The sequence below is a fragment of the Variovorax sp. GW821-FHT09B05 genome (assembly GCF_059418265.1).
Window position 1 is genome coordinate 1 of the sequence record NZ_JBWKPN010000010.1, and the last position, 20,685, is coordinate 20,685.

General features: G+C 68.7%; 19 protein-coding genes. 4 read left to right on the forward strand and 15 right to left on the reverse strand.

Going from position 1 to position 20,685, the window contains the following annotated elements; translation table 11 throughout:
- Positions 1–160: 160 nt before the first annotated feature.
- The 3 genes from AC07RM_RS24415 to AC07RM_RS24425 all read right to left on the reverse strand — a co-directional run bounded on the left by AC07RM_RS24415 (position 161) and on the right by AC07RM_RS24425 (position 2,874).
- A complete protein-coding gene (locus AC07RM_RS24415) occupies positions 161–1,177 on the reverse strand; it encodes a bile acid:sodium symporter family protein (RefSeq protein ID WP_296781373.1) in 1,017 nt (338 codons plus the stop codon).
- 71 nt (positions 1,178–1,248) lie between these two features.
- A complete protein-coding gene (locus AC07RM_RS24420) occupies positions 1,249–1,704 on the reverse strand; it encodes a response regulator (RefSeq protein ID WP_495336223.1) in 456 nt (151 codons plus the stop codon).
- A 183-nt stretch (positions 1,705–1,887) separates the two neighbouring features.
- A complete protein-coding gene (locus tag AC07RM_RS24425; RefSeq protein ID WP_093351699.1) occupies positions 1,888–2,874 on the reverse strand; it encodes a quinone oxidoreductase family protein in 987 nt (328 codons plus the stop codon).
- Positions 2,875–2,977: 103 nt separating this feature from the next.
- On the opposite strand from AC07RM_RS24425, the gene AC07RM_RS24430 reads away from it, so the two are divergent.
- Positions 2,978–3,883 (forward strand): DMT family transporter, encoded by a 906-nt coding sequence (locus AC07RM_RS24430; protein ID WP_209544550.1) that lies wholly within the window; start codon positions 2,978–2,980, stop codon positions 3,881–3,883.
- Positions 3,884–3,904: 21 nt separating this feature from the next.
- On the opposite strand, the gene AC07RM_RS24435 is transcribed toward AC07RM_RS24430, so the two are convergent.
- The 5 genes from AC07RM_RS24435 to AC07RM_RS24455 are packed head-to-tail and all read right to left on the reverse strand — an operon-like array spanning position 3,905 to position 10,751.
- Positions 3,905–6,265 (reverse strand): DUF5672 family protein, encoded by a 2,361-nt coding sequence (locus AC07RM_RS24435; RefSeq protein WP_495336224.1) that lies wholly within the window; start codon positions 6,263–6,265, stop codon positions 3,905–3,907.
- Positions 6,266–6,314: 49 nt separating this feature from the next.
- Positions 6,315–7,115 carry an SDR family oxidoreductase gene (locus AC07RM_RS24440; RefSeq protein ID WP_495336225.1) on the reverse strand — a complete coding sequence of 267 codons (801 nt, stop codon included), beginning with the start codon at positions 7,113–7,115 and terminating at the stop codon, positions 6,315–6,317.
- A 41-nt stretch (positions 7,116–7,156) separates the two neighbouring features.
- A complete protein-coding gene (locus tag AC07RM_RS24445; protein ID WP_495336226.1) occupies positions 7,157–8,101 on the reverse strand; it encodes a DMT family transporter in 945 nt (314 codons plus the stop codon).
- A gap of 22 nt (positions 8,102–8,123) precedes the next feature.
- Positions 8,124–9,737, reverse strand: a complete 1,614-nt coding sequence (locus tag AC07RM_RS24450; RefSeq protein WP_495336393.1) for a gamma-glutamyltransferase family protein — start codon at positions 9,735–9,737, stop codon at positions 8,124–8,126.
- A 30-nt stretch (positions 9,738–9,767) separates the two neighbouring features.
- Positions 9,768–10,751, reverse strand: coding sequence for a Bug family tripartite tricarboxylate transporter substrate binding protein (locus AC07RM_RS24455; RefSeq protein ID WP_495336227.1), 984 nt, complete (start codon positions 10,749–10,751; stop codon positions 9,768–9,770).
- A gap of 99 nt (positions 10,752–10,850) precedes the next feature.
- On the opposite strand from AC07RM_RS24455, the gene AC07RM_RS24460 reads away from it, so the two are divergent.
- Positions 10,851–11,774, forward strand: coding sequence for a LysR family transcriptional regulator (locus AC07RM_RS24460; RefSeq protein ID WP_490877340.1), 924 nt, complete (start codon positions 10,851–10,853; stop codon positions 11,772–11,774).
- Between the two features lie 81 nt (positions 11,775–11,855).
- On the opposite strand, the gene AC07RM_RS24465 is transcribed toward AC07RM_RS24460, so the two are convergent.
- The 5 genes from AC07RM_RS24465 to AC07RM_RS24485 all read right to left on the reverse strand — a co-directional run bounded on the left by AC07RM_RS24465 (position 11,856) and on the right by AC07RM_RS24485 (position 17,093).
- Positions 11,856–13,367, reverse strand: a complete 1,512-nt coding sequence (locus AC07RM_RS24465) for a tripartite tricarboxylate transporter permease (protein WP_093351715.1) — start codon at positions 13,365–13,367, stop codon at positions 11,856–11,858.
- Positions 13,368–13,380: 13 nt separating this feature from the next.
- Positions 13,381–13,866, reverse strand: coding sequence for a tripartite tricarboxylate transporter TctB family protein (locus AC07RM_RS24470; protein WP_093351719.1), 486 nt, complete (start codon positions 13,864–13,866; stop codon positions 13,381–13,383).
- Between the two features lie 161 nt (positions 13,867–14,027).
- Complete coding sequence (gene tfpB, locus AC07RM_RS24475; protein ID WP_495336228.1) at positions 14,028–15,818, reverse strand: type IV pilus assembly ATPase TfpB; 1,791 nt, start codon at positions 15,816–15,818, stop codon at positions 14,028–14,030.
- A gap of 4 nt (positions 15,819–15,822) precedes the next feature.
- Positions 15,823–16,602 carry a class I SAM-dependent methyltransferase gene (locus tag AC07RM_RS24480; protein WP_495336229.1) on the reverse strand — a complete coding sequence of 260 codons (780 nt, stop codon included), beginning with the start codon at positions 16,600–16,602 and terminating at the stop codon, positions 15,823–15,825.
- Entirely contained in the window at positions 16,602–17,093 is a 492-nt protein-coding gene (locus tag AC07RM_RS24485) for a DNA-deoxyinosine glycosylase (RefSeq protein ID WP_495336230.1), read from the reverse strand. Before AC07RM_RS24485 ends, AC07RM_RS24480 begins: the two co-directional genes overlap by 1 nt.
- 126 nt (positions 17,094–17,219) lie before the next feature.
- Here AC07RM_RS24485 and AC07RM_RS24490 point away from each other — a divergent pair, with 126 nt between their 5' ends.
- Entirely contained in the window at positions 17,220–18,053 is an 834-nt protein-coding gene (locus AC07RM_RS24490) for a mechanosensitive ion channel family protein (RefSeq protein WP_093351727.1), read from the forward strand.
- A gap of 66 nt (positions 18,054–18,119) precedes the next feature.
- On the opposite strand, the gene AC07RM_RS24495 is transcribed toward AC07RM_RS24490, so the two are convergent.
- Positions 18,120–18,578 (reverse strand): hypothetical protein, encoded by a 459-nt coding sequence (locus tag AC07RM_RS24495; RefSeq protein WP_296781380.1) that lies wholly within the window; start codon positions 18,576–18,578, stop codon positions 18,120–18,122.
- Between the two features lie 154 nt (positions 18,579–18,732).
- The gene (locus tag AC07RM_RS24500; RefSeq protein WP_495336231.1) at positions 18,733–19,593 is read right to left on the reverse strand and encodes a TatD family hydrolase; all 861 of its coding nucleotides are present in this window, start codon (positions 19,591–19,593) and stop codon (positions 18,733–18,735) included.
- Positions 19,594–19,685: 92 nt separating this feature from the next.
- Between AC07RM_RS24500 and AC07RM_RS24505 the strand changes: the two genes are divergently transcribed.
- Positions 19,686–20,681, forward strand: a complete 996-nt coding sequence (locus tag AC07RM_RS24505; protein ID WP_093351737.1) for a S1C family serine protease — start codon at positions 19,686–19,688, stop codon at positions 20,679–20,681.
- The last annotated feature ends 4 nt before the right edge of the window (positions 20,682–20,685 follow it).

Below are 20,685 nucleotides of genomic sequence, written 5' to 3' on the forward strand. Positions count from 1 at the left end.
ACCCCGCGAAACGCGAGCACCGCAGGTTGCCCGTAGCGAAGCGAAGGGTCGCAGACAGTGGGGTCGCCTTTTCTTTGCCTACTTTCTTTTGGCGAAGCAAAAGAAAGTAGGTCCGCCGCCGGGCGGAATTCCCGGCTCCTGCCTCAGCAAAAGCAAACCGCTATTTAGAAGAAGCAGCCCCCAATGCAGCAGGCTCAACAGCAACACGCACCTGCCGCCGCGCATACCTCTGCGCCAGCACAGCACAAACCATCAACTGCATCTGATGAAACAACATCAGCGGCAAAACGATGGCGCCAACCGCATGCGAAGCAAACAGAACCTTCGCCATCGGAATCCCACTGGCCAGACTCTTCTTCGACCCACAGAACACGATCGTGATCTCGTCTTCAGTATCGAAGCCAAGCTTGCGCGCCAACAAGGTAGTCAGGCTCAACGCCAAAGCCAGGATCACGGCACACACCACAAGCAACCCCACCAGCGCATGCCCCGGCACCTGCCGCCACAACCCCTCGATCACCGCCGCACTGAACGCCGTATAGACGACCAGCAGGATCGACCCCTGGTCCACGAACTTCAGCACCGAGGCACGCCGCTTCACCCAGCCCCCGATCCAGGGCCGCAGCAGATGCCCCGCCGCGAACGGCACCATCAGCTGCAGCAGGATCCGCCCGATCGCATCGAGCGACGACGAAGCCGCATGCCCGCCGTGCGGCAACACCACCAGCCCCACCAGCACCGGCGTCACGAACACCCCCAGCAATGTCGAGGCCGAGGCGCTGCAGATCGCCGCCGGCATGTTGCCGCGCGCCATCGCGGTGAAGGCGATCGCCGACTGCACGGTGGCCGGCAGCACGCACAGGTACAGCACGCCGGTGTAGAGCTCGGGCGTGACCAGCGGCACCAGCACCGGCTTCAACGCCAGCCCGAGCAGCGGGAACAGCACGAAGGTGCTCGCGAACACCAGCAGGTGCAGCCGCCAGTGGGTGATGCCCTCGAGGATCGCCTCGCGCGAGAGCTTGGCGCCGTGCAGGAAGAACAGCAGGCCGATGGCCACCGTGGTCAGGCCCTCGAAGAACTGGGCGGGACGGCCGCTGGCGGGAAGCAGGCTCGCGAGGGTGACGACCGACAGCAGGGCGAGGGTGAAATTGTCGGGCAGGAGACGGGAACGGGACATGGAAAGGCAAAGCGCGACCGGCCCCTGTGCAGGGACGATCGCTCGAATAAGGGATTACCCGTATTTTCGCGCTAGTGCGCCGTCGAGGCGGCGGGGCGCGAAGAAGGCGACGCGGACGGTGGGGGATAGCTCGCGGCGGTCGTCGTGAAGCGCGCCTGCCGGCGGCGCAGGCAGTAGTCGATCAGGTCGTCGACCTCGGTGGCCTTGTCGAACACGGCGTCGGCGCCGAGCTGCAGGCAGCGGCGGCGCATGTCGGGCGTGGCGTGGTTGCTCAGCACCACCATCTTCTGGGCCGGATCGCGGTGGCGGCAGGCCTGCAGCACGCTGAGGCCGGTGCCGTCCTTGAGGAACAGGTCGACGATCGCCAGGTCCCACAGCGCCATGTTGAGCGTCAGCCAGCGCGTGCTCTCGGCCTCGGTATCGGCCAGGCCGACCGGATCGACCCGCGCCACCTCGCGCAAGGTGCCCACGAGGTTCTCGCGGATGGTGGGGTTGTCTTCGACGATGAAGGTGCGGACGGTGCTCATGGCGGCATGCGGCCATCCCTGCGGACGACGAAGCGAGGCATCCGCTTCGGCCCGATAAAGAACGGCTGGCTGGACTTTGTTGGCAACGAGGCTACAAAGTGCACCCGCCACAAGACGCAGGCATGACACCCCTGCCCAGGTAGGACAAGGCCGGGGTGCCGCCACGCCCGGCTACGGGGCCGCTCAGAGCGTGAAGATCGTGCAGCCCGTGGTCTTGCGTGCCTCGAGGTCGCGGTGCGCCTGCTGCACGTCGTCCAGCGCATAGCGCTGCACGATCGGGATCTTCACCGCGCCGCTTTGCACGATGGCGAACAGGTCGTCGGCCGCCGCCTGCGTGCTGTCGCGCGTGGCCAGGTGCGAGAACAGCGTGGGGCGCGTCAGGTACAGCGAGCCCTTCGAGGCCAGCACGCCGAGGTTCACCGGCGGCACCGGGCCCGAGCCGTTGCCGAACACGGCCAGCAGGCCGAAGGGACGCAGGCAGTCGATCGAGCCTTCGAAGGTGTCCTTGCCGACCGAGTCGTAGACCACCTTCACGCCCTTGCCGCCGGTGATCTCCTTGACGCGGGCGGCGAAGTTCTCGCTGCTGTAGTTGATGGCGTGCGCCGCGCCGTGGTCCAGCGCGAGCTGGCACTTGGCGTCGCTGCCGGCGGTGCCGATCAGCTGCAGGCCCAGCGCCTTGGCCCACTGGCAGGCGATCAGGCCGACGCCGCCGGCCGCGGCATGGAACAGCACGAAGTCGCCGGGCTGCAGGCCTTCGGCCGGCAGCGTCTTCTTCAGCAGGTACTGCGTGGTCAGGCCCTTGAGCATCATGGCCGCGCCGGTCTCGAAGGAGATGTCGTCGGGCAGCTTGCAGACGCACTTGGCGGGCATCACGCGCAGCTCGCTGTAGGCGCCGGGCGGCTGGCTCGCATAGGCGGCGCGGTCGCCGGCCTTCAGGTGCGTCACGCCCTCGCCCACCGCCTCGACCACGCCCGCGGCCTCCATGCCGAGCTGCAGCGGCATCTGGAACGGATAGAGCCCGCTGCGCTGGTAGGTGTCGATGAAGTTCAGGCCCACGGCCTTGTGGCGGATGCGGATCTCGCCGGGGCCGGGCTCGCCGACCTCGACCTCGACGATCTTCAGTTCCTCGGGACCGCCATGGCGGTCGATACGAACGGCTTTGCTCAACATCGGTGCTGTCTCCACGCGCGAAAAAAGAAGAGGCGCATCCTGCCATGTTTGGGGTTTCCGCGGCGACACGGGTCATTGCCGCCAACCGCTAGAGTCGGCGCCCATGCCATCGCCACAGCGCCTCACGCCCCTGACCATCCTCCTGCTCGTCGTGCCGCCGCTGCTGTGGGCCGGCAACGCGGTGGTCGGCCGGCTGGTGCGCGAGCTGGTGTCGCCGCTCACGCTGAACTTCGTGCGCTGGGTCATCGCCTTCGTGCTGCTACTGCCGCTCGCGGCCCCGGTGCTGCGGCCCGCGAGCCCGCTGTGGGCGCACTGGAAGCGCTATGCGCTGCTGGGCCTGCTGGGCATCGGCCTGTACAACGCCTTCCAGTACCTGGCGCTGCAGACCTCCACGCCGATCAACGTGACGCTGGTGGGCTCGAGCCTGCCGCTGTGGATGCTGGCGGTGGGCAGCCTGTTCTTCGGTGCCCGCCCGCATGGGCGCGCGATCGGCGGCGCGCTGCTGTCGATGCTCGGCGTGCTGCTGGTGCTCAGCCGCGGCGAGTGGCGCCAGCTGCTGGCGCTGCGGCTGGTGCCGGGCGACCTCTACATGATCCTGGGCACCATCGCATGGGCCTTCTACAGCTGGCTGCTCGCGCGCACGCACGAGCCCGCCGCGCTGCGGCGCGACTGGGCCGCCTTCCTGATGGCGCAGCTGGTGTTCGGCATCGCCTGGTCGGGCGCGCTGGCGGCCGGCGAGTGGACGCTGACGCCGGCCCATCTCGACCTGGGCTGGCCGCTGGTCGCCGCCATGGCCTTCATCGGCATCGGCCCGGCCGTGCTGGCCTACCGCTGCTGGGGCACCGGCGTGCAGCGCGCGGGGCCGCAGGTGGCCGGCATCTTCATGAACCTCACGCCGCTGTTCGCGGCCGTGATGTCGGCGGCCTTCCTGCGCGAGGCGCCGCACTGGTACCACGGCGCGGCCTTCGTGCTGATCGTGGGCGGGATCGTGGTGTCGACGCGGCGCTGAACGAGCGCTCGCGCGCGCTGCTCAGGGCTTGCGGAACAGCCCCGTCAGCAGGTCCTTCTCGTCGAAGCGGTCGTCCTTGAAGCACTCGATGGTTTCCAGTCCCGCCGCTTCCATCGCCTGCGCCAGGCTGGCCTCGGTGTAGAAGCCCACGTGGCAGGGATCGGGATAGGCGCGGTCGTAGGGCATCGAGATCACGAAGTAGCCGCCCGGCACCAGCGACCGGCACGCCGACGAGAGGAAGTCCGCCACGTCGTCGGCGTAGATGTGCTCCAGCGTATGGAAGCTCACGACGGTGTCGGCCGGCGGAACGATCGGGCCGTCGGCCGTGAGGTCGTGCTCGACGAACAGGCTGGCCAGCGGCACGGCCTCGAAGAGTTCGCGCGCCAACGACAGCGCCTGTTCGTTGAGGTCCACGCCGACCACTTCGCTCACCCGCGGGTTCTCGCGCAGCCAGTAGGTGCTCGCGCCGTGGTTGCAGCCGATGTCGAGCACGCGGCCCTGGATGAAGGGCGCATAGGCCTGCAGGATGCGGCGGTTCGCATGCCGCTCCCAGAAGCCGAACGGGCTCGGCTCGACCGTGAGGTACGACTCCTTGGCATAGCGCACCAGCGGCGGCGTGGCGGGCGCGAACAGGTGCGCCAGTTCCGGTTGGCTCGCCAGCCAGCGCGGCGCCTCCTCGCGACCCACCAGCTGCCACGCATAGCCGGGCCGGTCATAGAGGTCGCGCCCCGAGGCCAGCAGCGCGGGGATGTCGAGCGCATCGAGCAGCTCGGGCCGGTTGTATTCCTGGTGCGCGAAGCCGCGGATCTTGGCGCGCACCGCCTCCTCGTCCATCGCGAGGTACGACAGGTGCCAGCCCGCGTCGTCGATCAGCCGCGCGGGCTGGGCGCCGTTGCGCACGCGCAGGCGCAGCTGGTCGGGCGTGAGGCCGTCGAGCCGCGCGCGCGTGGCCGCCACGGTCCAGACCGACGCGGCCTCGGGGCCCCGCACGTTGCGGTAGTTGGCATAGAAGTAATAGAAGGCCTGGCGCAGCCCGAAGACCTCGTGGCGGCGGTCGTCGCGCATGGCGCGCACGGTGTCGGCGCGCGGTATCTCGTCGGCGTCGGAGATCATCACCAGGTCGTGCGGCGCCGCGTCGTGCAGGCCGCGCAGGATCTGGTTGCGCTGGAATTTCTCGCGGATCCAGAAGCCCGATTTCGGCGTGTCGGCATGCCAGTCGCCGGGCACGGCCATCGCATCGGCGGCCGCGTCGACCTCGGGCATGTCGTGCACCGCCACATGGCGGATGCGCGGCAGGAAGGCCGCGATGCGCGGATCGGCGGCATCGAAGCGCAACGGCTTGGGCACGCCGGTGAAGCTGCGGTCGGCCTCGACCACGACGAAGCAGTCGACCACCTCGTCGAGCTCGTGCAGCCGCGCCGCGAGGATGTCGGCCTCGCCGTTGTAGGTGAAGCAGTCGTAGACCTTGCGCGTGGGCCCCGGCGACACGGCCACGGCCTGCGCCTCGGGCGGGAACTCGATGCGGTAGCCGCGGCGCTCGAACATCGTCAGCAGGTCGCGCTCGCCGTACCAGCCGTCGAGCTCGGACAGCGGCACCAGCGAACGCACCGTGGGCGGCGACAGCGAGACCAGCCGGCGCACCTTCGAGTGATGGCCGAAGATCCTCAGCGCATCGAAGCCATGGTGCAGCTGCGGGCCCGCGTGCTCGATCGCGAACTCGCGCGCCAGCTCGACCGGCGCGAAGCGCAGGCCCCGGGCCTCGAGCGCGGGCCGCAGCACGCCGGTCAGTTGCACGTCCTCCAGCAAGGGGTCGTGATGCCAGTGCATCCGCAGCGGCTCGCCCTCGAGCGCATCGGGCGGCGGAATCTCGACGCGGATCTGCGGATGGTCGACCAGCGCGCGCAGGAAGCGCCGGCTGCGCAGGCTGAAGCCGCCATTGAGCACCGGCGTGACGCGGTGGTCGGGCCGCGCGTACTCGTCGGCCCATTCGAAGCGGGTGCGCCAGTACGCCGGCCCCTGCGGCGGCTCGATGCGCGCGAGGTGGATCGGCGCGCCGATGCAGTCGTGGTCGAGGAAGGCCTCGTTCCAGTTGGCCGCGTCGAGCACCCAGCCGTCTTCCTGCACGATCAGCACGAACTCGGTCTGCACCACGCGCCAGAGCGCGAACATGACGAACCAGCTGTACTCGTGGTAGTTGAGCGGCGCGATCGCGCGGTGCGCGATGCCGCGGCCCAGATCGGCCGGCGCCTGCGGGCTGCACAGCAGCGCGCGCGCGCCGGGCATCTGCGCCAGGCTCAGCTCGAGCGCCATGGCGGCGCCGCGCGCGTCCGGCAGGCCGGTGACGGACACCAGCGTGATCTTCTCAAACGACTCCCTGCTCATCTTCTTCTTGCCCCGCGAATTCTTCGTTTCGCGTGATGCCCGGTCCGGCTCAGTAGGTGCCCGGGTAGGCACCGCCATCGGCCAGCACGTTCTGGCCGGTCATGTAGCCGGCCTGCACGCTGCACAGGAACGCGCAGATGGCGCCGAACTCGGCCGGCGTGCCGAAGCGGCGCGCGGGCACGGACTTCTTGCGGTTCTCCCACACGGTGTCGAAGTCCAGGCCCGACTTCTGCGCCGCGCCGCTCATCGTGCCCTTGAGGCGATCGGTCTCGAAGGAACCGGGCAGCAGGTTGTTGATGGTCACGCCCTTGGCCGCGACGCCGCTGCGCGCCACGCCGGCCACGAAGCCCGTGAGGCCGCTGCGCGCGCCGTTCGACAGGCCCAGCACCTCGATCGGCGACTTCACCGAGCTCGAGGTGATGTTGACGATGCGCCCGAAGCCGCGCTCGGCCATGCCGTCGACCGTGGCCTTGATGAGCTCGATCGGCGTGAGCATGTTGGCATCGACCGCCTTGATCCAGTCCTCGCGCTCCCAGTTGCGGAAGTCGCCGGGCGGCGGGCCGCCGGCATTGGTGACCACGATGTCGAAGGCGTGGCCCAGCGCGAACACCGCGGCGCGGCCGGCCTCGGTCGTGATGTCGGCCGCCACGGCCTTGACGAAGGGAGCCGGCGTGCCCGCCGCCGTGGCCGCGCCGGCCAGCTGCTTGGCGGCCGCCTCGAGCGCCTCGGCGCCGCGCGCCACGATCACCACGTTGACGCCCTCGCGCACCAGCGCCTCGGCGCAGCCGTAGCCCAACCCCTTGCTCGCGCCGCACACCAGCGCGGTCTTGCCTGCAATGCCCAGATCCATTTGTTCGACTCCAGAAGAGAAAGAAGAAAAGCGCGACGGCCTCAGCGACCCTTGCGCGTGAAAACGAAGATGCCCGCGATCACCAGCGCCGTGCCGGCGGCGATCCAGGCGGTGAACGGCTCGCCGAGTATGACCACGCCCATGAGGATGGTCGACAGGGGCCCGATCATGCCGGTCTGGGCGGCGATGGCCGGCCCGATGCGCTCGATGGCCATCATCACCATCAGCACCGGCACCGCCGTGCACAAGGTGGCGTTGAGCACCGACAGCCAGATCACCTCGGGCGCCACCTGCAGCGCCGCGTCGACCGGGCGCAGCAGCGCGAACTGCGCGAGGCAGAACAGGCAGGCCACCGTGGTCGCGAGGCCCACCAGCCGCAGCGATCCGAGGCGCTGCACGAATTCGCCGCTGTAGACCAGGTAGCCCGCATAGCTCACCGCGCTGAGGAACACCAGGAACGCGCCCCAGGCCGCCGCGAGGCCGCCGCCCTTGCTCTCGCCGGCCAGCAGCTCGTGGCCGAACACCAGCAGCACGCCCGCGTAGCTGATGACCATGCCGACGAGCTGCGGCCGCGTGACGCGGCGGCGATAGAGCACCCAGCCGAAGAACAGCACCAGCGTGGGATTGAGATAGAGGATCAGCCGCTCGAAGCTGGCCGAGATGTAGGCCAGCCCGGCGAAGTCGAGGAAGCTCGCGAGGTAGTAGCCCGAGAAGCCCAGCCCGATCACGCCGAGCCAGTCGCGAAAGCTCAGGGCGGGCTTGCCGCGCCCGGCCCACCAGGCCATGAGCGCGAACAGCGGCAGCGCGAACAGCATGCGCAGCATGATCAGCGTCACGGCATCGACGCCGTGGCGATAGGCCAGCTTGACGATGATCGCCTTGCCGCTGAACGCGATCGCGCCCAGTGAGGCGAGGACGAGGCCGGGCGCGATGCGCTTCGCGCTGTCTGGAAGGGGAATGCCGGTGCTCGCGGCCGTCTTGGTCATCCCCCGATCATCGCGTGAAAGCTCAATACCCTGCTGCCGCTCCGTCTCGGCGCGGATCGCTGGCGGCCACGTAGCCCTCGACCGAAGGATCGCCCGCGCGCCAGATGAACTGGCCGGCACCGAAGTCCTGGTAGGAGTCGTTGATGACCTCGAGGTGATGGCCCAGCCCGCGCAGGCCCTGCACGGTGGCCGGGTTCATCGCGGCCTCGACGTTGATCTCCATGCCCGCGTTGAAGCGCCAGCGCGGCGCGTCGCAGGCGGCCTGCGGGTTCTGCTTGTAGTCGAGCATGCGCACCAGGGTCTGCATGTGGCCCTGGGGCTGCATGTTGCCGCCCATCACGCCGAAGCTCATCACCGGTTGGCCGTCCTTGGTGAGGAAGGCCGGGATGATGGTGTGGAACGGACGCTTGCCCGGCGCCACCACGTTCGGGCTCTCGGCCTTGAGGCTGAAGCCGTGGCCGCGGTTCTGCAGGCTGATGCCGAATTCGGGCTCGACGCAGCCCGAGCCGAAGCCCATGTAGTTGCTCTGGATGAAGCTCACCATCATGCCGCTCTCGTCGGCCGCGGTGAGATAGATGGTGCCGCCCTTGACGGGGTTGCCGGCCTTGAAGTCCTGCGCCTTGTTGCGGTCGATCAGCCGCGCGCGCGAGGCCAGGTAGGCATCGTCGAGCATCTGCTCGGTCGTGACCTCCATGGTCTTGCGCTCCGACACGTAGCGGTAGACGTCGGCGAAGGCCAGCTTCATGGCCTCGATCTGCAGATGCTGCGACTCCACCGAGTCGACCGGCAGCGAGGCGATGTCGAACTTCTCGAGGATGCCCAGCGCGATCAGCGCCGCGATGCCCTGGCCGTTGGGCGGGATCTCGTGCAGCGTGTGGCCGCGGTAGTCGCGCGAGATCGGCGTGACCCACTCGGGCTGGTAGGCCGCGAGGTCGGCCACGGTGAGCGCGCCGCCCTGCTCTTGGGAGAACTTCGCGAGCGCCTCGGCGATCTCGCCCGTGTAGTAGGCCTCGCCCCTGGTGCGGGCGATGGCCTTGAGCGCGCGCGCGGCGGCGGCGAAGCGGAACAGCTCGCCGACCTCGGGCGCGCGGCCCCAGGGCAGGAAGGCCTGGGCGAAGCCCGGCTGCGATTGCAGCAGCGGCGTGGCCGCGAGCCACTTGCCCTGCACCACCGGCGGCACCAGGTAGCCGCGCTCGGCGATGTCGATGGCCGGCGCCATCAGGTCGGCGAAGGGCAGCTTGCCGAAGCGCTCGCTGAGCGCGGCCCAGCCGCGCACCGCGCCCGGCACGGTGACCGAGTCGATGCCGCGCATCGGCGGCGTGGCGGCATCGGCGCCGTACTTGGCCTTGAAGTACTCGGGCGTCCAGGCCTTGGGCGCGGGGCCCGAGGCATTGAGGCCGTGCAGTGCCTTGCCGTCCCACAGGATGCAGAAGGCATCGCTGCCCAGGCCGTTGCTCACCGGCTCGACCAGCGTCATGACGGCCGCGGTGGCGACGGCCGCGTCGACCGCGTTGCCGCCCTGCTGCAGGATGCGCAGGCCGGCCTGCGCGGCCAGCGGGTGCGAGGTCGACACCACGTTGCGCGCGAACACCGGGATGCGGGTGGAGGTGTAGGGGTTGCCGAAATCGAAGTTCAGGGCGGTCATGGCGGTCGTGCTCTCGTGTCTTCAGTCGTTGGTGATCTTGCGTTCGACGACGATCTTCTTCCACTTGGCGGCGTCGACGGCCACCATCTTCGCGAACTGTTCGGGCGTGCCGGCGGTGGCGGGCTCGATGCCCAGGCGCGACAGCTTGTCCTTGACCTCGGGGTCGGCCAACGCCTCGTTGGCGGCCTTGTTCACGCGCGCCACGATGTCGGGCGGCAGGCCCTTGGGACCGTAGAAGCCGAACCAGGTGTTCGATTCGAAGCCCGGCAGCGTGTCGGCGATCGGCGGCAGTTCGGGTGCGAGCGGGCTGCGCTTGAGCGTGGTCACGCCGAGTGCGCGCAGCCGGCCGTCGCGCACGTGCGGCATGCCGGTGGGCAGCGAGTCGAACAGCACCTCGACCTTGCCGCTGATCAGGTCGGGGATCGCGAGCGCCGTGCCCTTGTAGGGAATGTGGGTGACGAACACGCCGGCCTGCGCCTTGAACAGCTCGGCCGTGAGCTGCACGATGGTGCCGTTGCCGCTCGAGGCGTAGTTGAGCTTGCCGGGGTTCTTCTTCGCGTAGTCGATCCACTCGCGCACCGTCTTCGCGGGCGAGTTCACGGGCACCAGCATGATGCTCGGCGCGTCGCCCACGTGCGCGATCGGCGTGAAGTCGCGCACCGTGTCGTAGGGCAGGCGGCTGGTGATGGCCGGGCCGATCGAGTGCGTGCTGGTGGTGGCCAGCAGCAGCGTGTAGCCGTCGGGCGCGGCCTTGGCCGCGAGGTCCGAGCCGATGGCGCCGCCGGCGCCGGGCTTGTTGTCGACCACCAGCGTGGTGCCCAGCTTCTCGCCCATCTTCTGGCCCAGCGTGCGCGCGAACAGGTCGGTGGCGCCGGCCGCGGGAAAGGGCACGACCAGGCGGATCGGCTTGTTCGGGTAGCCCTGCGCGAAGCCGGTGGCCGGCGCGGCCAGGCACAGCGCGGCGAAGGCGGCCGCGAGGCCGTGGAGAAACTGGTGGCGTTGCATGGTGCTGGATTCCCTTCGCAAGATGGCGAACATTCGATGCTAAGCAGCACGGACGCATCAAGCCAGATAATCCCGCTTATTCAACTATGAGCACAATTTATGGCACGGATCGCCGCCGAGGAGGTTTCGCTGCAGCAGCTTCGCGCGCTCGCGGCGGTGGCCGAAACGGGCAGCTTCACGCTCGCCGCCGAGAGCCTGCAACTGACCCAGCCGGCCATCAGCCACCTGGTCAAGCGCATGGAGGAGGACCTGGGCCAGCCGCTGGTGGTGCGCGGGCGCCGCATCCGCATGACCGATGCCGGCCAGATGATGGTCGACACGGCCGTGCGCGCGCTGCGGCTGATCGATGAGTCGGTCAATGCCTGCCGCTCGCAGGCGCAGTTGCGCGAGGGCCGCGTGGTGCTGGCGGTGGGCCATCTCACGGCCGGCGCGCTGATGCCGCCGCTGCTCGGGCGCTTCGCGCACAAGCACCCCAAGCTGGCCACCACGCTGCTCGACAGCACCGCCGAGCAGATGATCTCGCGCATCCTCTCGCAGGAGGCCGACCTGGGCTTCGGTTCCGACATCGGCCAGGCGCATTCGGAGCTCGCGACCGAGCCGCTGTTCGTCGAGCGCATGGCGCTGTTCGTGCGCGAGGACCATCCGCTCGCGCAGCGCAGCAGCATCGAGGCGCGGCAGCTCGACGCCCTGCCCTTCATCCACGTCAACCCCGACGCCAACGTCTGGCGCGCTGTGAGCCGCCAGCTCTCGAGCGTGGCCAACGTCTATCCGCAGGTGGCGCACCACGTGTCGATGCTTTCCACCGCCTTCGGCCTGATCCAGGCCGGCGCGGGCGTGGCGCTGCTGCCGCGCTACGTCGAGGTGCTGATGCCACCGAACCTGCGTGCGCTCGCAGTCACGCGGCCGGTGCTCGAGTACCCGCTGGTGGCGGTGCGGCTGGCCAAGCATCCGCTGAGCCCGGCCGCGATGGCTTTCCTCGACATCGCGCGGCAGCACCTGAAGCCGCGCACGGCGAAGAGTTGAACGGCCTTCGCCAAAAACAAACGGCGCCCGCAGGCGCCGTTCATTGGAACGAGCCCGGCACGCGTGCCGGGCGGTCGTCGATCACTCCTCGACGAAGGCTTCCTCGCGCTTCGACTTCACGGCCGGCAGCAGCACGATGACGAGCAGCAGCAAGGCGGCGGCCAGCAGGCCGGCGGAGATCGGGCGCGTGATGAACACGGTCCAGTCACCGCGCGACAGCAGCAGCGAGCGGCGCAGGTTCTCTTCCATCATCGGGCCCAGGATGAAGCCCAGCAGCAGCGGCGCGGGTTCGCAGCCGAGCTTGAAGAAGGTGTAGCCCACGAAGCCGAAGATGCCCACCATCCAGATGTCGAAGGTGTTGTTGTTGGTCGAGTACACGCCGATCGCGCAGAACAGCACGATCGCCGGGAACAGGTACTTGTAGGGCACCGACAGCAGCTTGATCCACATGCCGATCAGCGGCAGGTTCAGGATGATCAGCATCGCGTTGCCGATCCACATCGAGGCGATCAGGCCCCAGAACAGCTCGGGGTTGCTGGTCATCACCTGCGGGCCCGGCTGGATGTTGTGGATCGTCATCGCGCCCACCATCAGCGCCATCACGGCGTTGGGCGGAATGCCCAGCGTCAGCAGCGGAATGAAGGAGGTCTGCGCACCGGCGTTGTTGGCCGACTCGGGAGCCGCCACGCCGCGGATGTTGCCCTTGCCGAAGGGCACTTCGCCCGGCTTCAGCTTGGTCTTCTTCTCGATGGTGTAGGCCGCGAAGGCCGCCAGCAGCGCGCCGCCGCCGGGCAGGATGCCCAGGGCCGAACCGAGGGCCGTGCCGCGCAGCACCGCGGGCACCATGCGCTTGAAGTCTTCCTTGGTCGGGAACAGGCCCTTCACCTTGGCGGTGAACACTTCGCGCTCTTCATCGGGACGCGAGAGGTTCGCGATGATTTCGCCGTAGCCGAACACGCCCATGGCGATGGCCACGAAGCCGATGCCGTCGGTCAGTTCGGGAATGTCGAAGCTGAAGCGCGCCACGCCCGAGTTCACGTCGGTGCCCACCAGGCCCAGCAGCAGGCCCAGCACGATCATCGCGATCGCCTTGAGCAGCGAACCCGAAGCCAGCACCACGGCGCCGATCAGGCCCAGGATCATCAGCGAGAAGTATTCGGCCGGGCCGAACTTGAAGGCCAGCTCGGTCAGCGGCGGCGCGAAGGCGGCCAGGATCAGCGTGCCGACGCAGCCCGCGAAGAACGAGCCCAGGCCCGCCGCGGCGAGTGCCGGTCCCGCCCGGCCCTTGCGCGCCATCTGGTAGCCGTCGATCACTGTCACCACCGAGGATGACTCCCCTGGCAGGTTCACCAGGATGGCGGTGGTCGACCCGCCGTACTGCGCGCCGTAGTAGATGCCGGCCAGCATGATCAGGGCCGACACCGGGGGCAGCGCGTAGGTCGCGGGCAGCAGCATCGCGATGGTCGCGACGGGGCCGATGCCGGGCAGCACGCCGATCAGCGTGCCCAGGATGCAGCCGACCAGGCAGTACAGCAGGTTCGTGAAAGTGAACGCGACGCCGAAGCCGGTCGAGAGGTTTTGAAAGAGTTCCATGGTGCTTGCGTCCTCAGCCGATGAAGGTCGGCCAGACCTGGATCTGGAGCTTGAGCGCCCAGATGAAGGCGATGTAGCTGCCGACCGCCAGCACGGTGGCCAGGATCAGCACGCTGGGCAACTTGAACTCGTGGCCCGCGAGGCTGGCGATGATCACCAGCGCGTAGATCGCGATGATCAGGCCCATGGCCGGCACGCCGAAGCTCGGCAGGCCGCCCAGCAGGATGCCGAACACGAGGTTGGCGCCGAGGATCAGCACCACCTGCCGCCAGGCCCACTTGCCGATCTTGTCGCCCGTGGTGGTTTCGACGGTCATGCCGCTGAACATGATGCCCAGGCCGATCACCGCCATCAGGATACCGAGCACCAGCGGGAAGTAGCCGGGACCCATGCGAGCACCGGTGCCCACGCTGTAGTTGGTGGCGCCCCAAGCGAAGGCGACCCCGACCACGGTGAACATCAGTCCCGAGAAAAAGTCTTTCTGACTTTTGATTTTCACGAACAGTCTCCTCGAACAAATTTCGATGCGGGATTGTGGAGTCAGGTGGAAGTCAGCCCCATGTGGGTTCCACCTACCGAGAACTTAGGGATAACCCCGGTGCACGAGGCGCCTCGGATGTAGGTGGTTCGTATTCGGCGCAGGGCTGCGCCGGGGACGGTTCAAGCGTCGAGCGGCGGGGTCGCGTTCAGCACTTCCTCGATCGTGGTCAGGCCCTCGGCCACGCGCAGCGCGCCCGCGAGGCGCAGCGGCCGCATGCCGTCGACCACGGCCTGGCGCCGCAGCGCCGAGAGGTTCGGCTCCTTCGTGACCTCGGAGCGGAAGGTCTCGCTGATGCTCAGCAGTTCGTACAGGCCCATGCGCCCCATGTAGCCGGTCATGCGGCAGTCGACGCAACCCACCGGCTTGTAGGCACGCACCGAGCCCGTGATCTGCCACGGCTGGACGATGGCCTCGAGCTTCTCGCGCGTGATGCCGTCGTCGGGCTGCTTGCAGTGCGGGCACAGGGTGCGCACCAGCCGCTGCGCGAGCACGCCCAGCATCACGGCGTTGATGAGGTACGAGGGCACGCCGAGCTCCATCAGCCGCGTGATGGCGCTGGGCGCGTCGTTGGTGTGCAGGGTGCTGAACACGAGGTGGCCGGTCAGCGCGGCCTGCACCGCCATCTCGGCGGTGGCGAGGTCGCGGATCTCGCCGACCATGATGATGTCCGGGTCCTGCCGCATCAGCGCGCGCAGGCCCTCGGTGAAACCGAAATCGAGTTGCGGTTGCACCTGCGTCTGGTTGAACGCGGGCTCGATCATCTCGATCGGGTCCTCGACGGTGCTGACGTTGACCTCCTCGGTCGCCACGCGCTTGAGCGTGGAGTACAGCGTGGTGGTCTTGCCCGAGCCCGTGGGGCCGGTCACGAGGATGATGCCGTTGGGCCGCGTGACGAGCTGCTCCCAGCGCTGCGCATCGTGCTGCGCGAAGCCGAGCGCATCGAGGTCCTTGACCGCGGTGTCGGGGTCGAAGATCCGCATCACCATCTTCTCGCCGAAGGCAGTGGGCAGGGTCGACAGCCGCATCTCGACCTCTTCGCCGCGCATGTTGCGGGTCTTGATGCGGCCGTCGAGCGGACGGCGCTTCTCCACCACGTCCATGCGGCCCAGCAGCTTGATGCGCGCGACCATCGCGTTCATCACGCCCATCGGCATCTGGTAGGCCGGATGCAGCACGCCGTCGATGCGGAAGCGGATCACGCCCTGGTCGCGGCGCGGCTCGAGGTGGATGTCGCTCGCGCGCTGGTCGAAGGCGTACTGCCACAGCCAGTCGACCACCTGCACCACGCTCTGGTCGTTGGCATCGAGCTGCTTGTTGCTCTTGCCGAGCTCGACCAGTTGCTCGAAGCTCGCGCCGCCGGTGTTGCCGCCGGCCTTCTGCGCCGCGCGCACCGACTTCGCGAGCGCGAAGAACTCGGCCGTGTAGCGCTGGATCTCGGCCGGGTTCGCGACCACGCGCCGCACCGTGCGCCGCGACTGGCGCTCGACCTCGGAGATCCAGTCGGTGAGGAAGGGCTCGGCCGTGGCCACCACCACCTCGTTGGGCAGCACCTGCACCGGCAGCACCTTGTGGCGCTCGGCATAGGCCGCGCTCATGGTGTCGGCCACCTTGCCCACGTCGACCTTGAGCGGATCGATGCGCAGATAGGACAGGCCCGCGCGGCCCGCGAGCCACTGCGCGAGCATCTCGAGGTCGAGCGGCTTGTTGTCGCTCTCGCGCGTCATCGCGACATTGGCCAGCCGCACCAGCGGATGCTGGCGGCTCTCGGCCTGGGCGCAGCGCGCGATGGTGCGCTTGGCTTCCATCGGCGAGATCACACCGTCGGCGGCCAGCCATTCGATCAGGCGACGCAGCTCGAGCGGCCCTTCGGGGCGGGTGGCCGGTGCGGCGGAAGCGGGAACGGCGCTCATGGATTCAGATGGAAAGGACCGGCTTGAAGACCCGCAGCCACTTGGGCGCGGGCAGGCCCCAGCGAGTCTGGATGGTTTGGGCACGCTCGGCAAGCGCCTCGCGCTTGGGCCGGCTGGGCTGGCGCTGCGCGAGCACCACCGTGTTGCCCTCGCGCGTCGGCTTGAAGGCCCAGACCGCGTCGGCGCCGAAGGCGGCCTGGATCTTCTCGAGGCTGCGTTCGTAGCTCGACGAGCGGCCGAAGAGGTTGACCGTCATCGCGCCGACCTCGGTGAGCAGCGCGCGGCAGTCGGCATAGAAGTCCTCGCTGTCGAGCACCGGCGCCGCGGCCTCGTGGTCGTAGAGGTCGACCTGCAGCGCATCGACCGTGCCCTGCCATTCGGGCCGGCGGATCTCCTCGGCCGCGTCGGCGATCACCACGCGCAGCTTGGCGTCGTCGGGCGGCAGCTTGAACCAGCCGCGGCAGGCCGACACCACCTGCGGGTTGAGCTCGACCGCGGTGGTGCGCATGCGCAAGGTCTTGCGGCAGAACTTGGTGAGCGTGGCCGCGCCCAGCCCGAGCTGCATCGCATGGCGGTTGCCGATCCCGGTGCCGTCGACGAACAGCAGCCAGGCCATCATGCGCTGCACGTACTCGAGCTCGATCTCGTAGGGCGCGTCCAGCTTCATCGAGCCCTGGACCCATTCGGTGCCCAGGTGCAGGTAGCGGATGTCGCCCCAGTCGGAGAAGTTGACCTCGGGCAGTTCGGCGGGAAGGCGGGAAGTGGATTGCTTGCGTGCGGCCATCAGACCAGTCCATGGACAGAGAAGACCTCGCGCCATGCGGCGAGCTTGCGCTCGAAGCTCCACGACGCATTGGCCGGGCTGGTGGAAGGCAGTGGGTAAACCGGCACGCCCAGGGTTCGGGTGTGCCGGGCGTGCTTGAAGCTCTCGCCGCCGTTGTGGGCCACGGCCGCCAGCTTCGGCAGGTGCAGCCCCGCGATGTCGTTGGGCACGGCCGCGCGGATCGCCGAGTCGAGGCTGCCCTCGCGCTCGCAGGCCGCATAGACGTCCCACACGCCGAGGCCGTGCGCCAGCAGCCAATCGCTACGCTTTTGATAGCTATCGACTCCCGTGGGGAGCGGGTCGTGGGGCCACAGGGCTTGCAAGATTTTCCAGAACTGGTTTTGCGGGTGCGCATAATACTGCCGCTGTTCCAGCGATCTCACGCCCGGAAAGCTGCCGAGGATCAACACCACGGTGGCGGGCGAGACGATCGGTGCCAGCCCCGTGAGCACGGCGCCCGCTGCCGCAACGGCGGGTTCCGCCGCTGCTCGTTTGTGAATGGGGGCGCGGTCGGACCGGGTCGAAGGTTTTTGGGGTTTGGATCGAGTCACCGCGCCTGTACCGGAGGATGGAGATTCATGAACACGGAAGCCGTCTGGACTTTTCTCAGTACGCAAGGCGCCGATTTTGGCCTCAAGGTGCTCGGCGCGATCGCCGCCTGGCTCGTGGGCCGCTGGTTGATCGGGTTCGCGCTGCGCTTCGTGCGCGTCGGCCTCGAGCGCGGCCGGCGCGTCGATCCGACGCTGAGCCACTACCTGGTGTCGATCCTCAGCGTGCTGCTGAACATCGTGCTGATCCTCGCGATCCTCGACATGTTCGGCGTCAAGACCACCTCCTTCGCGGCGCTGCTCGCCGGCGCGGGGCTGGCGATCGGCACCGCCTGGGGCGGGCTGCTCACCCACTTCGCGGCCGGCGTGTTCCTGCAGGTGCTGCGGCCGTACAAGGTGGGCGACTACGTGACCATCGGCGGCGTGAACGGCACGGTGCAGGAGCTCGGGCTGTTCGGCACCACGCTGATCACGCCCGACAACGTGACCGCCACGGTGGGCAACAACAAGGTGCTCTCCGACACCATCCAGAACTTCAGCACCCTCGCCTTCCGACGCGTCGACACCACGGCCAAGGTGGCCAACGGCGTCGACGTGAACCAGGCCATCGAGCTGCTGCGCCAGGCCGTGCAGGCCATCCCCAACGTGGCGACGCAGCCGCCGCCCGACGTGGAGATCCTGCAGTTCACGCCCGAGGGCCCGCTGCTGGCGGTGCGGCCCTACACCCACACCGACCACTACTGGCAGGTCTACTTCGACACCCACAAGGCGATCGTGAAGACCTTCGGCGCGGCCGGCTACCCGACGCCCGAGACGCCGGTGCTGCATCGCACGGCGCCGGACACGGCACCCAAGCCGGCCTGAGCGGGCCCAAAAGAAAACCCGCCGAGGCGGGTTTTCGTTGCGGTCGCGGCGCGACGGCCTGCTTGCTTACTTCTTGGCGGCTTCGTTCTCGGCCGTGCCCGGGATCTTCTCGCCGATGGCGTGACCCGTGCTGCGCATGCCGTCGGCCGTCTTGTGGCCGGCGTTCTCGACCACTTCACCGGTCTTGGTGGCGGCCTTCTTGGTGGCGTGGGTCGCCTTCTTGGTGGTTTTCTTGGTCGCGTCCCAGGTCTTTTCGGCGCCCGACTCGGTCGCGTTGGCGGCCTTCTTGGTCGTGCGCTTGGTCGCGTCCCAGGCCTTCTCGGCGCCGCGCTCGGTCGCGTTCACGGCGCGCTTGGTGGTGTCCTTGGTCGCGTCGTAGGCGTCCTTGCCGGCTTCCTTCACCTTCTCGGTGGTCGTGGGTTCGGCCGTTGCCGGGGCGGTGGTCTGTGCCACGGCGGAGATGCCCACGGCACCGAATGCCAGTGCGAGCACGACGGGAAGGGTGCGAGCGAAAGTTGCTTTCATGGATGAACTCCTTTTCTTGGATGAAATGCTGGGAGCCGGTGTCGTTCGACATCGGTGACGAAGGTCGTCACCCCTGTCCAACGAAGCTCCACGGTTCAAGGATGACAGCAAATGCGGGCCCGGAAAGCACTTCGACCCAAGTCAAGGCATTGGCCTACGACCTGGGTAAGGACCCCTCCGACAGGTCCAGCAGACTTTGGAGCTTCGGCATCGCTTCGATGGCATTTCGCGTGGTTTTTTCGGCCAGTTCGTCCACCCCGATGCCACGCAGTTGCGCCACCACGTCGGCGATGCGCGGCAGCTCGCCGGGCTCGTTGCGGCCCTGCGCCTCGCCCGCGTCGCGCTGCGCCTGCGTGCGGTAGAGCCAGTGCGGCTGGATGTCGGGCGCGTCGGTTTCCATCACCAGCGCCTCGATCGGCAAGGTGGCCGCGAGCCGGCGCAGTTGCAGCGCGCGCTCGAAGGTCACGGCGCCGCCGAAGCCCAGCTTGAGCCCGAGCGCGATGCAGGCTTGCGCCTGCTGCTCGCTGCCGTTGAAGGCATGCGCGATGCCGCGCCAGGGCTGCCCGCCGGCGGTCTGCCGCAGGTGCTTGAGCACCTTGTCGACCGAACGCCGCACATGGATCAGCACCGGCAGCCCGTGCTTGCGCGCCAATTGCAACTGAGTGTGAAAGAAGTGCTGTTGCTTGTCGTCGTCGAGGTGCTCGACGAAGTAGTCGAGCCCGATCTCGCCGACCGCCACCAGCCGCGGGTCGCCGCGCCGCGCGCCCAGCTCGGCGTCAAGCAGGGCCAGGTCCTCCTCCTTGGCATCGCCCGTGCACAGCGGATGGATGCCCAGCGCATAGGCGTCGCCCTGGCGCTCCGCGAGCTCGCGCACGGTCGCGAAATTGAAGGCCGCCACGGCCGGGATCACGCACAGCGCGACGCCGCGCTCGGCCGCGCGGGTCCGGATCGCGGGCATCTCCGCACCGAATTCGGGCGCATCGAGGTGGCAGTGGGTGTCGACGAAACGAGCCATCGCGCGATGATGCCCGAAGGGATGCAAGGCAGAAGAAAGCGTGCTACTGTGGCTTTCATCACGCGACACCCCTTTTGCCGGAGGTCCACCCCATGCGCAGGCCCGCCATGTACAGCCGCTCGCCACGCACGCCGAACGCGTCCGATGACGGGTCCCCCGCGCCGGCGGTCGTCGATCCCGCTGTGGCCGAGGCGCAGGCAGCGCCTCCCGCGCGCCAGGGCTGGCAGCCCGGCCGCCGCAGCTTCGCATTGCTGAGCCTCGCGCTGTGCGCGGCCCTCGCGGCCGGCGGCGCGGCCTGGTGGCAGCGCGGCAATGCGCGCCAGCTCACGCAGAAGGACATCGACGCGGCCGTGCTGCGCACGCTGCAGACCAACACCCTCCCCTCGCCCGCCGCCAAGGCCGCCGACATCGTGCGGCCCTCGGTGGTGCGCGTGGTCGGCTACGGCCCCGAGAAGGCCACGCCCGAGGCCAAGACGCAGAAGCGCGGCCGCAACATGGCCAAGGGCAAGTCGCCCGAGGCACCGGCCGACGACGGCCCGCCGGGCCAGGTCGAGCGCGGCGTGGGCACCGGCGTGGTGATCGTCGACAAGGGCGTGATCCTCACCAACCTGCACGTGGTCGCGGGCTCCGAGACCATCAAGGTGACCTTCGCCGACGGCCTGGAGGCGCCGGCCGTCATCACCGGCGTGCAGCCCGAGAACGACCTCGCGGTGCTGCAGGCGCAGAAGATTCCCGACGACCTGATCCCGGCCGTGATGCGCTCGACCGCCGACCTGCGCCCCGGCGACCAGGTGGCCGCGGTGGGCTTCCCCTTCGGCATCGGCCCCTCGGTGTCGGCCGGCGTGGTGTCGGGCCTCAAGCGCTCGTTCCGCTCGCCCGAGGGCAAGCAGGAGCTCGGCAACCTGATCCAGTTCGACGCAGCCGCCAACCCCGGCAATTCGGGCGGCCCGCTGGTCAACATGGACGGCGAGGTGCTCGGCATCGTCACCGCCATCCTCAATCCCACGCAGCAGCGCACCTTCATCGGCATCGGCTTCGCGGTGCCGATAGAGAACGCGGCCTCGGCGGCCGGTTCGCCACCGTTCTGACCCC